The organism is Mesorhizobium oxytropidicola (assembly GCF_056174625.1).
Genome location: NZ_CM149692.1, coordinates 5,738,589 through 5,750,005 on the forward strand (window position 1 = coordinate 5,738,589; position 11,417 = coordinate 5,750,005).

10 protein-coding genes and 1 pseudogene are annotated in these 11,417 nt (G+C 64.1%); 6 read left to right on the top strand and 5 right to left on the bottom strand.

Features of this window, described 5'->3' with window-relative positions; translation table 11 throughout:
• Window positions 1-12 precede the first annotated feature (12 nt).
• From AC0V8S_RS28930 to AC0V8S_RS28940, 3 genes are all read right to left on the bottom strand, one after another.
• Window positions 13-1,125, bottom strand: coding sequence for an ABC transporter substrate-binding protein (locus tag AC0V8S_RS28930; protein ID WP_475434858.1), 1,113 nt, complete (start codon window positions 1,123-1,125; stop codon window positions 13-15).
• Window positions 1,126-1,194: 69 nt separating this feature from the next.
• Window positions 1,195-2,289, bottom strand: coding sequence for an ABC transporter ATP-binding protein (locus tag AC0V8S_RS28935; RefSeq protein ID WP_010915037.1), 1,095 nt, complete (start codon window positions 2,287-2,289; stop codon window positions 1,195-1,197).
• 136 nt (window positions 2,290-2,425) lie between these two features.
• Window positions 2,426-3,313, bottom strand: coding sequence for a LysR substrate-binding domain-containing protein (locus AC0V8S_RS28940; RefSeq protein ID WP_095203162.1), 888 nt, complete (start codon window positions 3,311-3,313; stop codon window positions 2,426-2,428).
• A 75-nt stretch (window positions 3,314-3,388) separates the two neighbouring features.
• Here AC0V8S_RS28940 and AC0V8S_RS28945 point away from each other — a divergent pair, with 75 nt between their 5' ends.
• The 5 genes from AC0V8S_RS28945 to AC0V8S_RS28965 all read left to right on the top strand — a co-directional run bounded on the left by AC0V8S_RS28945 (window position 3,389) and on the right by AC0V8S_RS28965 (window position 9,580).
• On the top strand, window positions 3,389-4,975 hold the full coding sequence (locus AC0V8S_RS28945) for a zinc-binding metallopeptidase family protein (protein WP_475434860.1): 1,587 nt from the start codon (window positions 3,389-3,391) through the stop codon (window positions 4,973-4,975).
• A 40-nt stretch (window positions 4,976-5,015) separates the two neighbouring features.
• On the top strand, window positions 5,016-5,948 hold the full coding sequence (locus tag AC0V8S_RS28950; RefSeq protein ID WP_475434862.1) for a dimethylarginine dimethylaminohydrolase family protein: 933 nt from the start codon (window positions 5,016-5,018) through the stop codon (window positions 5,946-5,948).
• A gap of 222 nt (window positions 5,949-6,170) precedes the next feature.
• Window positions 6,171-8,324, top strand: a complete 2,154-nt coding sequence (locus tag AC0V8S_RS28955; protein WP_183457693.1) for a transglycosylase domain-containing protein — start codon at window positions 6,171-6,173, stop codon at window positions 8,322-8,324.
• Between the two features lie 109 nt (window positions 8,325-8,433).
• A complete protein-coding gene (locus AC0V8S_RS28960; RefSeq protein WP_183457691.1) occupies window positions 8,434-9,018 on the top strand; it encodes a DUF1214 domain-containing protein in 585 nt (194 codons plus the stop codon).
• Window positions 9,011-9,580 (top strand): DUF1254 domain-containing protein, encoded by a 570-nt coding sequence (locus AC0V8S_RS28965; RefSeq protein ID WP_475434863.1) that lies wholly within the window; start codon window positions 9,011-9,013, stop codon window positions 9,578-9,580. The genes AC0V8S_RS28960 and AC0V8S_RS28965 overlap by 8 nt, the downstream gene beginning before the upstream one ends.
• A 62-nt stretch (window positions 9,581-9,642) precedes the next feature.
• On the opposite strand, the gene AC0V8S_RS28970 is transcribed toward AC0V8S_RS28965, so the two are convergent.
• Window positions 9,643-9,828 (bottom strand): hypothetical protein, encoded by a 186-nt coding sequence (locus AC0V8S_RS28970; protein WP_244661601.1) that lies wholly within the window; start codon window positions 9,826-9,828, stop codon window positions 9,643-9,645.
• Between the two features lie 188 nt (window positions 9,829-10,016).
• Between AC0V8S_RS28970 and AC0V8S_RS28975 the strand changes: the two genes are divergently transcribed.
• On the top strand, window positions 10,017-11,051 hold the full coding sequence (locus tag AC0V8S_RS28975) for a hypothetical protein (RefSeq protein ID WP_475434865.1): 1,035 nt from the start codon (window positions 10,017-10,019) through the stop codon (window positions 11,049-11,051).
• Here the strand turns inward: AC0V8S_RS28975 and AC0V8S_RS28980 are convergent.
• A pseudogene (locus AC0V8S_RS28980) lies at window positions 11,029-11,374 on the bottom strand (DUF1491 family protein). The gene AC0V8S_RS28975 and the pseudogene AC0V8S_RS28980 sit on opposite strands and share 23 nt — an antisense overlap.
• Between the last annotated feature and the right edge of the window lie 43 nt (window positions 11,375-11,417).

Consider the following 11,417-nt stretch of genomic DNA (forward strand, 5'->3'; position numbering starts at 1 on the left):
CATCGCCGCCGGTCAGGCGGAGATGATCTTGGTGTATTCGTCGAGCGCCGCGCCGTAATTCTTGGCGTACCAATCCATATCGAGCGCGATCTGCTTCTTCATGTTCTCGGGATCGACCGGGTTGATGCGCTTCTTGTCGGCTGGGATCAGCGCGTCGGTGGCCGGATTGGCCGGGCCCTGACCGAGCTTGTCGAACATGACCAGCTGCTTTTGCGGATCCTGGGCGCTGGCGATGAACTTCATCGCCGCGTCCTTGCCGCCGGGGTTGTTCTTGAGCACGGCCAGCGCGCCGGGCGAGATCAGGCCCTGGTCCCAGATGAACTTGATCTTGCCGACGGAATCCTGCTCGATCAGCGAAGCGCGGGTCGACCAGACGATGGCCATCGAGGCTTCGCCATTGAGCAGCACGCTCTGGCTCTCGGCGCCGCCACCCCAATAGGCGACGACGTTTTCCTTGAAGGCGGCGATCTTGTCATGGGCCCGCTTGAGGTCGAGCGGGTAGAGCGACGCCGGCGCGATGCCGTCGGCCAGAAGCGCCGCTTCCCAGCTCGACACGCCCCATTTGTAGAGCGACCGCTTGCCGGGGAACTTCTTCACGTCGAAGAAGTCGGCCATGCCGGTCGGTGCGTCCTTGCCGTACTTTTCGGAATCATAGGCGATGACATAGGAGAAGAAATAGGTCGAAGCGGCATACTCCCAGCCGAAGCCGGGGCGCATCTTCGTCTTGTCGACGATCTTATAGTCGATCGGCTCCAGTGCGCCCTGAGCGCCGAGCGTAATGGCCGAGAACGGGTCGACGTCGACCAGATCCCAGGTCGGCGCGCCGCTCTTGAACTGCGCCGAGATGGCGCCTTCGGTCGGGCCTGAGCCATCCATCTTGACGGTGATGCCGGTGTCCTTGGTGAAAGCCTGGCCGTAGGCGGCATCATAGGCGGTGATGGCATCGCCACCCCAATTGACCAGCACCAGTTCCTTGGCCGCGGCAAAGGCACCGGTCGAGCGCAGCAGCATCGGCGTGCCGGCAAGCACGAGGGCCGCAAGCTGCGTGAACTGGCGGCGCGAGATCTCGCCGCGTCTCGTCCTTTCGGACAGCGTTTCGATGGCCTGTTTCTTGGTGTCGTTCATGTCAGTTCCCCTTTGTTTTCGTTGATTTCAGTCCGGAAGCCGGTGCGGCAGATCAGGCCGCGCCGGTGCTCATTGTCCTCCGTCCGGAAGGAGGAAACCCTTTTCCGCCGGCCAGGTCAGCCAGACGGAATTGCCTTTGCTCAGTGCTGCGGCGGCGACTTCGTTCGGCACCGAGACGGTCACCTTGGCGCCCTGGCGTGTCGTAAGATCAAGCTTGGTCGCCGCACCCAGATAGGTGGAGGCGATGGCTGTCGCCGCGATGCCATTCTCGCCGGCGGCCGCTTCGCGCGCGATCGACATGTGTTCGGGCCGGATCGCCAGGATGGCGTCGCCACGGACTTTCTCGGCCTTGCAGTGCATATTGACCGCGCGGTCCTCGCAAAGGCCCGTCGAGCCATTGTCGGCGGGTTTGACCCCTTTCAGCGGCAGCATGTTGATCTCGCCGAGGAACTCGGCGACGAAGCGGTTGTCCGGCCGGTCGTAGACCTCGTCCGGTGCGCCGACCTGCAGCAGCTTGCCGTGATTGAAGATGGCGACGCGTGACGACAGCGCCAGCGCCTCGCTCTGGTCGTGGGTGACGAAGACGAAGGTGGTGCCGGTTTCCTGGTGCAGGCGCTTCATCTCGGCCTGCATCTGGCCGCGCAGGCTCTTGTCCAGCGCCGAGAACGGCTCGTCGAGCAACAACACACCCGGCTCGAACACCAGCGCACGGGCCAGCGCCACGCGCTGCTGTTGGCCGCCGGAGAGCTGCGAGGGCAATTTCTTCTCATGCCCGATCAGCCCGACGCGCTCGATCATCTCGCCGACGCGCTTCTTGATGTCGGCGGCCGATTTCTTGCGCACCTTGAGCGGGAAGGCGATGTTGGCCTCGACGCTCATATGCGGGAACAGCGCATAGCCCTGGAACACCATGCCGGCGGCGCGCTGTTCGGCCGGGCGGTCGGTGATGTCGGTGCCGTCGCTGAAAAGCTTGCCTTCGGTCGGCTGCACGAAGCCGGCCAGGATCATCAGGAAGGTGGTCTTGCCCGAACCGGAGGGGCCGAGCAGCGTCAGGAACTCGCCGCGGCCGATATTGAGCGACAGATTGTCCAACGCACGGAACGAGCCGAAGCTCTTGCCGATTCCGATTGCCTTGATCTCTGCGGCCCGGCCGGGTTGCTGCATCCTGCCTCTTCCTCAGTCCCGAGTGAAATCGTAGGCAGGGTCGCGGCTCACCGCAACCGAATAGTTTTCGCCTGATCGGCAAATTTGATTCACGTCTGGAAGGTGGGGCGCGTCTAATCTCTCCATCGAGGGGAGATTAGAGTCTGTTCTCCGACAGCTTCGCCCTCAGCCAGTCACTGAAGGCGTTGAGCACGGGATGGCCGGCCTTGGCATGCTCGAAGACCAGGAAATATGAGCGTGGCGAAGGCACGGACGCTTCAAACGGCTTGACCAGCCGGCCTTCGCTCAAGGCCCGGCGGCCGGTCAGTTCGTCGCCCATGGCAATTCCCTGTCCGGCGACCGCCGCCGAGAAGACGAGGTTCATGTCGGAAAAGAAGATACCACCTTCGGTATCGGGGTTTTCCACCTTGGACAGCGCCAGCCAGCGCGCCCAGTCCTCGGTATCGCCGAGATGCAGCAGGTTGGCGCGCAACACGTCGGCGGGTTTGGAAAATCCGCCCACCTTGTTGAGCAGTGTCGGGCTGCAGAGCGGCGTGAAGTGGACTTCGCAAAGCAGTTCCACCGCCCGGTTCGGCCAGTTGCCGACGCCAAAGGCGATGAAGGCATCGGCGTCCGGATTCGAGACGTCGTCGAGCCGGCGCGGCGTCAGCACCGACAGCGCCACGTCAGGGTACATCTGCTGGAATTCACCGATATGGCTGCACAGGAACATCGAGGCGAAGCCGGGAGGGCAGGAGATGGCGAAGGAGCCGCCGACGCCGGCGCCGCTGTTTTGCGCCCCCGCGTCGCCGAGCACGGTCAGCGCCTTCCTGACATCGGCCGCGTAGCGCTGGCCGCGCGGCGTCAGCGCCACCCCCTTGCCGATGCGTTGCAAGAGATCGAAGCCGAGATCGCGCTCCAACAGCCGCAACTGATGGCTCACCGCGCTGCGGGTGAGGTGCAGTTCGTCGGCGGCACGCCAGACGCTGCCGTGGCGGGCGAAACTGTCGAGGGCGCGCAGCGCCTGTGTGGATGGAATTCTCAAGAGGTGAACCGAATTTGCACGAACCGGGAAAACATATCACTTTTTAGCGAACCGCTTCACTGCTTTCTTTGAGGCATGGACAAACCGGTGACGACATCGGCGCAAGAGACGGCCCTTGCCTGCCTCGACGGCATCCAGCCGCTGCTGTCGGCGTGGACGCGCACCATTTTCGATTTCGGCGAGACTGCCTGGCGCGAATATCAGTCGGCCGCCTGGTATGTGGAGCGACTGAAGCGCGAGGGTTTTGCCGTCGAGGAAGGTTCCGGCGGCATGCCGACCGCCTTTTGCGCCCACTGGACGAATGGCGACGGGCCGACCATCGGCATGTATGCCGAATATGACGCGGTGCCCGGCAACTGCCAGGATGCGGTGACGGTGAAGCAGCCGCGGCCCGGCCTTGGCGTCGAGGCCGGCGGCCACACCGATCCGCATTCGGGGTTGGGCATGGCAAGCCTGGGCGGCCTGCTCGCCACCAAGGCGGCGATGCAGCGGCACGGCATTCCAGGCACGCTGCGCTTCACCGGCGAACCCGCAGAAAAGGTGCGTGGCTCGAAGCCGATCCATGCGGCGAAGGGCTATTATGACGGCCTTGCCGGCATGATCTCGTTCCATCCCTTCTACATGCTGCCGCTCTGCAACACGGCGCGCTGGGACACGCATTGCGGTGCCGCCTACGCATTGATCTACCGCTTCATCTGCGACGAACCCGAAAACTGGGTTCGCGCAGGCGACGGCGCGCCGATCCCGCAGGCGCATTCGGCGGTCCGCGCGCCTGGCGCCAACGACGCGCTGATGATGACGTACATGGCGTCCAAGGCGCTGCGCGATTCCATGCTGCCGCATCAGGGCGGCTGGTCGATCAGCGAAGCAATCCTGACCGCCGGCCAGGCGACCGCTGACAATCTGCCGGCGGGGTTGGCCGAGATCCAATACATGATCCGCGTGCCGACCATCGGCATGGCCGAGCAGGTGACCGCCGTGCTCGACCGCAATGCGGCGGCGGCTGCCACGATGAGTGGCTGCCGATACGAGCGCCACTGGGTGTCGAAGTCGCGCCCCGGCTTGGCCAATCACGCCATGGCCGAGATCGCCTATGAAGCACTGTCGACGGTCGGCCCACCCCATTGGGACGAGGCCGCCAGGGCGATCGGGCGCGAAATCCAGGTCAATGCCGGGGCTGCCGCGACCGAAAACCCGTTCATCGACGAGTTGGAGCGGCTGATTTCGCCAAAGGAAGCGGAAGCAATCCTGCGTCGCGATCTGCCGCCGTCGCAGGTGAATTCAACCTCCGACGACTATACCGACATGAGCTGGCATGCGCCGACCGCGCGCTTCTATGTCGCCCGTCCCGCGCTGCGCTCGGCGAATGGCCACGCCTATCCGTCCTGGGTGATGAATGCGCTGGGCGGCATTTCCGCGACGATCGATCCGATGGTCATCTGCGCGGCCAAGACCGTTGCGCTGGCGGCGCTGCGCCTGCTCGAGGACAAGACCGCTCGCGATGCGGCGATGGACGAGTTCACCACCCGCACCGGCGGCGGCGTTGGCGGCACGAACTGGATCGCGCCGCTCTGCGACTACGAGCCGCCGATCAACTTCCGCTGGCCGGAATATGTCACCACGGCGCGCGGCCGCGACTGGTGGATCCCGAGCCATGCATGACCAGACCAACTCTTGAGAACAAGCCCACGAGGAGAACCCCATGACCGTTCATGATCGCATCGTCGCCGAGCCGTTTTCGCTGCAGCGCCGCAATCCGGCCGGCGGCACCAAGCCGCTGACCGCCTGGGGCTTCGCCAACGAAACCGATGTGTTGACCGACGTGCTGTTGGGATCGCCGAATTTCCTGCGCCATCTGTCGACCAGTTCGCTGTCGCGCAAGCATCTGCGCGAGGCGCCCTGCAACGTCCAGATCGCCCAGGCGCAGCACAAGGACCTGGTCGCCGCCTACGAGCATTTCGGCGTCAACATCCACTGGCACGAGCCGACGCCGGAACTGCCGATGCAGGTCTATTCCCGCGATTCCAGCGTCATGACGCCCTACGGCGCCTTCATCACCGCCATGGCCAACTGGTGGCGGCGCGGTGAGAATTACGCGGCGATCCGCACCTATGAAAAACTCGGCATCCCGATCTACGACATGGTCACCGCCGGCACGTTCGAAGGCGGCGACTTCAACGTCATCGAAGAAGGCGTGGTGCTGATCGGCTGCGGCGGCGCCCGCACCCAGGAAGAAGGCGCCCGCCAGGTCCAGGCCTGGTTCGACAAGGAAGGCTGGGAAACGCGGCTCGCCTTCATCGACGAATATTATGTCCATATCGACCTGATGGTGGTGCCGATCGCGGAAAAGCTCACGGCCGTCTGCCTCGCCTGCACCGAACCCGGCATCGTCGACTGGCTGAAGGGCAAGGGTCACGAGATCATCGATGTCCCCTTCCAGGACACGATGGCGCTCGGGTGCAACTTCATGTCGCTCGGCAAGGACAGGGTGATCGCCCCGACCTCCAGCCAGACGCTCATCGGTCAGCTCAAGGCGCGCGGCTTCGAGGTTGCGGCTGTCGACATGAGCGAGATCTCCAAGACCGGCGGCGGCATCCACTGCATGGCGCAGGCGCTGAAGCGCGAAGCGGCCTGATTGGCCAAGAACGGCAAACCACCCTCGCCCGCCGGATCGGAAATCTGGTGGGCGAGCGACCATCTCGCCAGTTGCCTGCCTTTTCCATCGACAAACCTTGCGGCTGTGTCCTTGCCGCCCTTGTGAGCATCCACAAATGGATGAATAGTCGGGACAGGGCGCCGCCCTGAAATTGCCGGCTTGCGGTTTTCAGGTCACGCCACAGTCGAGCCGGGTTTTTGAATGGTCAGCCCTGAACCGCGCAAGAGAAGAGGTCCGATCGCGTCGCGCCTTCTGGCGCTGGACGCCTGGATCGATTCCTCGCTCTACGAGATCGGGTTCAAGGCGCGGCAGTTCTGGGAGGCCGCGACGATCTTCTCGCGGCGCTTTCGTCTCAAGGGCTGGCGGCGCGGCATCATCGAGATTTTGAGCGAAGGTTTCACGCTGGGCGCCGGCGGCATCGTAGTGATGCTGGCGCTGGCCATTCCGGCTTTCCAGGATACGGCCGGCGACTGGCGCGCCCAGGGCGATTTCGCCGTCACCTTCCTCGACCGCTATGGCAACGAGATCGGCCAGCGCGGCATCATCCAGCGCGATTCGGTGCCGGTCGACGAGATGCCGGACCATGTCATCAAGGCGGTGCTGGCCACCGAGGATCGGCGTTTCTTCGACCATTACGGCATCGACGTGCTCGGCCTTTCGCGCGCCATCTTCGAGAATGTGCGGGCGAATTCCGTCGTTCAGGGCGGCTCCAGCATCACCCAGCAATTGGCCAAGAACCTGTTCCTGACCAATGAGCGAACGTTCGAGCGCAAGATCAAGGAAGCCTTCCTGTCGCTGTGGCTCGAAGCCAATCTGTCGAAGAAGGAAATCCTGCAGCTCTATCTCGACCGCGCCTATATGGGCGGCGGCACGTTCGGCATCGAGGCGGCGGCGGATTTCTATTTCGGCAAGAGCGTCAAGGATCTCAACCTTGCCGAGGCGGCGATGCTGGCCGGCCTGTTCAAGGCGCCGACCAAATACGCCCCCCACATCAACCTGCCGGCGGCGCGTGCGCGCGCCAATGTGGTGCTGTCCAATCTGGTCGATTCCGGCTTCATGACCGAGGGCCAGGTGTTGCAGGCAAGGTTGCATCCGGCTGACGTCGTCGACCGCGGCGAACAGAAGAGCCCAGACTATTTCCTCGATTGGGCCTTCGACGAGGTCAAGAAGATCGCCAAGCCCGGCCAGCACTCGCTGGTCGCCCACACCACCTTCGACGCCAACATCCAGAAGGCGGCGGAAGAGTCCGTCGAGTTCCACCTGCGCCAGTTCGGCAAGGAGTACAACGTCACCGAAGGCGCCGTGGTGGTCATCGAGACCAATGGCGCGGTGCGGGCGATCGTCGGCGGCCGCGACTACGGCGCCAGCCAGTTCAACCGCGCCACCAAGGCGCTCCGCCAGACCGGTTCGTCCTTCAAACCCTATGTCTACGCCACGGCGATGGAACACGGTTTTACGCCGAACTCGATCATATCAGGCGGCCCGATCAGCTGGGGCAACTGGTCACCGCACAACTACAGTGGCGAATCAGCCGGCAACATCACGCTGATCATGGCGATGGCCAAGTCGATCAACACCGTACCGGTGCGGCTGGCCAAGGACCATCTCGGCATCGCGCCGATCAAGGCTATGGCCGAGGCGATGGGCGTGGAATCGCCGCTCGAGGCGCACAAGACGATGGTGCTCGGCACTTCGGGCATGACCGTGATGGACCAGGCGACGGGCTACAGCGTGTTCGCCCAGAACGGCTTCGTCGGTTCCAGGCACGGCATCACCCAGCTCGTCACCCGCACCGGCGACGTGGTGTATGACTGGACCAAGGATGCGCCGCCGCCGCACCGGGTGCTCTCCGAGCAGGCGCTGAAATCCATGAACACCATGCTGGCGGCCGTGCCGGTGATGGGCACGGCACGGCGGGCGCAAATTCCCAACATCGTCGTCGCCGGCAAGACCGGCACGACGCAATCCTATCGCGATGCCTGGTTCGTCGGCTTCACCGGCAACTACACGGCGGCCGTGTGGCTGGGCAACGATGATTTCACCCCGACCAAGAACATGACGGGCGGCTCGCTGCCGGCGATGGTTTGGCAGCGCCTGATGGTCTACGCGCACCAGAACATCGACTTGAAGCCGATCCCCGGCATCGACAAACCCTTCGTCGACGAGGAGATCGCGGCCAAGGCCGCGGAAGCGCAGAAGAAGAGCGATGAACAGGCCGCGACCGACGCGGCCGCCGAACGCCCGGCGGTGCTGTCCAGCCGGACCACGCAGACGCTGAGGGACATGACGCAGCTGTTCCAGTCCGCCCCCAAACTCAACGCCCCCACCCCGCCCGAAACGCTTTCGGCGCTTTGACATCTGTCCGGCGCGGGCCAGGCCAATACGCAAATCCATCACGCCCGCTTGCCACAAGGCCCCGCGCCGCGATATCCCCGAGCCGCACTCCTTCATTCACCGGCCCTTCATGCTCAAGAATGCCTTCCTGATGCTGCTTTCGCTTGCCATAGCCATTGGCGGCGGCGGCGCCAGCGTCTGGTATGCGCTGAAGATCCAGGACGGCGTCGGCGCAATCCGCATCGGCCAATGGACCGCCTTTCCCGACATCGGCACGCCGGCCGCCGACCCCTACTCCAAGGCGCGCGTGGCGCGCGAGGGCGTGCTTGCGCTCGGCCGCGCCGAAGGCCTGTCCTTCGTCGCGGAAAATGACGCTGCCGGCGACCAGCTCAAGCGGGAATGCAGCTACAGAATAGAGGGCGGATTTCCGACCGCCCGCTTCTGGACGCTCTATGCCGCCGATCAGTCGCTTGGCGTCGTCGAGACCGGTAAGCCGCGACTTGCAGCACTTCAGTCCTACGAGGTGCTGCGCCAGGCCGACAATTCGGTGATCATTTCGGTCGGCCATCACCCAATGTCCGGCAACTGGCTTCTGACCGACGGTTCCGGGCGGATGTATTTCGTCCTGACCTTCTACGACACGCCGATCGCCAGCAGCACCGGCCTGTCGGACGTGTCGCTGCCCAGGATCCTGAAGGCCGGCTGCGATGCGTAGTGTCCTGGCCGCGCTGCGCAGGCTTTTCCATGCCGTCCTGCTCGGCCTGGTCGGTGCCGGCATCGTGCATATCGTCGTGCTGCTTCTGGTGCCGGAATTTTCGGAACGCGACGCCTGGTCGCGGCTGTCGATGGCATCCGATCTCTACCGGATGAACCGGCTCGATGCCGAGGCGGGTGGCGCGCCGGTGGTGAAATCGGTCGACCCGCTGTTCTATGCCACGGCCTGCCGTTTCGACCTCGAGGAAGGCATGGTCCGCATCAAGGCGCCGGGCAATGTCCCCTTCTGGTCGGTGTCGGTCTATGACCGCAACGGCCACAACATCTATTCCTTCAACGACCATACGGCGACCGGCGGCAAGCTCGATGCGGTCGTGCTGACGCCGGCGCAGATGATCGACGTGCGCAAGGACTTGCCCGAGGATTTGCAAGGAGCGATCTTCGTCGAAGCGCCGATCGACGAGGGCATCTTCGTCATCCGCAGCTTCGTGCCGGACGACAGCTGGAAGCCGATCGTGTCGCGCTTTCTCGATCAGAGTTCCTGCGAGCTGCAGGATTTCTAGGTCAGTTCATCAGAGCCCAAGGCCAAACGGCCTGACGGATCAGGTCGCGGCTTCAGCAAGGCTCAGTGGTGCGGCACCGGTGTCCGTGGCGATCCCGGCTTATCGGGCCCGACAGGCCGCGCCTCGCCGGTGCTGGACCGCTCATAGCGGATGCCGGGAAAGATGATCACCGCCGCCGGTATTTCGGTGGTTTGCTTGGCTCGATTGGTCGGTGCCGCACGCGGCACGAAAGACAGTACCATGCCCATGATTCGCGCATTCCTCTCGGTTTCCCCGGAGCACAACGCAACGCCTCCAAATATCATTAAGGCAGGCAGAGGGTTAACGGAGCGCTAACGGATCGTCGCTAACTTGATCTTTGTTCTTGGCGATCGCGAAACCGACGTAGTCCGGTTGAGCATGATCAAGGCTGTGTATCGAGTATCGGGTATCCTTCGTGTCATCTTCGGACTTCAGGCAAATCGCGATACGAACGGAATCGGGCAAGGCCGAAAGGCTGTTCCGCGCCGCGGTGTCGGCGTTCTGCTCGCTGACCCGTCCGTCGCGCCGCGAGATCGGCCAGCTCGAAGACCTGACGCTGCCCCTGTTCGACGATGTGTCCGTCGAATCACGGCGCTACGTGGCCGCCGCCCTGTCCGAATGCGAATATGCCCCCGCGGCACTCGTGCGCCGCCTTTGCGAAGAACCGGTCGACATTGCCGCGCCGCTGCTGATCCGCTCGCGCGCGGTCAGCGATATCGACCTGATCGCACTGATTGGCCGCCATGGGCTGCCGCATGCGCGCGCCATAGCGCGCCGCAAGGACCTGAACCCGACCATCGCCGATCTGATCAGGGTGCTCGAACGGCCGACACTGGTGCGGGTGCGCGATCCGGAGGTGCAAGCCCCCGCGGCACCAACCGTCGCGGTCGCAAAAGCTGAAGCGGCCGAAGCCAGTGCGACAGGGCAACAGTCCGCCGGCACTGCCGCCGAGAATGCGCGGCGCAGGCTGCGTTCCATGATGCGCACCGGCGACGAAGCATCGGCGGCGAAGGTCGATGCGTTCCCTGGCGCGGATACCTATGTCAAACTGCGCGAGACGGCGCTGACGGGAAACGCCGCTTTCTTCCAGACCGCGCTTGCCGACGCTCTCGACATTGATTTCTCGACCGCGCGCACGCTGACCGCCAACCAGAACTATGCCCCCCTGCTTGCAGCACTGCGCTCGCTCGACTTCAGCGAGGACCGGGCCTTCCTGATCACGGTCGCCATCTATCCCAGCCTGTTCCCACATCCGCAGGCCATCCGCACCTATCTCGACCGCTACCGCCTACTGCATCGCGATGTGGCTCTGGACCGGGTGCGGGGCTGGAAGGCCGAGACCTTGTCCAGGATGGTTCGTGACGCTTCGCCCGCAAACAGCGACGGCCGCAAGGCCTCGAACAGCGACGAAGCCGCGGCTCCCGGCCTCAGGGCGTCTTCACGGAAATAAGCTCCTCGACGGGAACGGTGCCAGCCTCGATCTCGACCACCCAGATGTCGGGATCGAACTTCTTTCCTCTCAAGACGAATATCGAGCACGGCAGGATCATCGCCGGTGGCGAGAAGGCTGAAGAAGCGGTCGTCGGGCTTGGCCGAATCGTAACTTGTCTGCGGCGCCGGCCCGTAGAGGGTAACGTCACCCAGCCTGCCCCGCGCCAGCACGAAGACGGCACCGGCCTCGGTGGCGCCACGGTTGACCACGGCGGCAAAGCCGCCGGCGCCGAAAACCCGGCGCACCAAGGCAGAGACCCACAGATCCGATGTGACGCGCATGAGACAACTCCGAAAGCGTGCGGCTATCTAGCGATATTTCCGC

What these genes read in the sequence shown, in the direction of transcription:
- AC0V8S_RS28935 (WP_010915037.1), bottom strand. Translation starts at nt 2,289, where the DNA reads ATGCAGCAACCCGGCCGGGCCGCAGAGATCAAGGCAATCGGAATCGGC.
- AC0V8S_RS28960 (WP_183457691.1), top strand. Translation starts at nt 8,434, where the DNA reads ATGCTCAAGAATGCCTTCCTGATGCTGCTTTCGCTTGCCATAGCCATT.
- AC0V8S_RS28965 (WP_475434863.1), top strand. Translation starts at nt 9,011, where the DNA reads ATGCGTAGTGTCCTGGCCGCGCTGCGCAGGCTTTTCCATGCCGTCCTG.
- AC0V8S_RS28970 (WP_244661601.1), bottom strand. Translation starts at nt 9,828, where the DNA reads ATGGGCATGGTACTGTCTTTCGTGCCGCGTGCGGCACCGACCAATCGA.
- AC0V8S_RS28955 (WP_183457693.1), top strand. Translation starts at nt 6,171, where the DNA reads ATGGTCAGCCCTGAACCGCGCAAGAGAAGAGGTCCGATCGCGTCGCGC.
- AC0V8S_RS28950 (WP_475434862.1), top strand. Translation starts at nt 5,016, where the DNA reads ATGACCGTTCATGATCGCATCGTCGCCGAGCCGTTTTCGCTGCAGCGC.
- AC0V8S_RS28945 (WP_475434860.1), top strand. Translation starts at nt 3,389, where the DNA reads ATGGACAAACCGGTGACGACATCGGCGCAAGAGACGGCCCTTGCCTGC.
- AC0V8S_RS28930 (WP_475434858.1), bottom strand. Translation starts at nt 1,125, where the DNA reads ATGAACGACACCAAGAAACAGGCCATCGAAACGCTGTCCGAAAGGACG.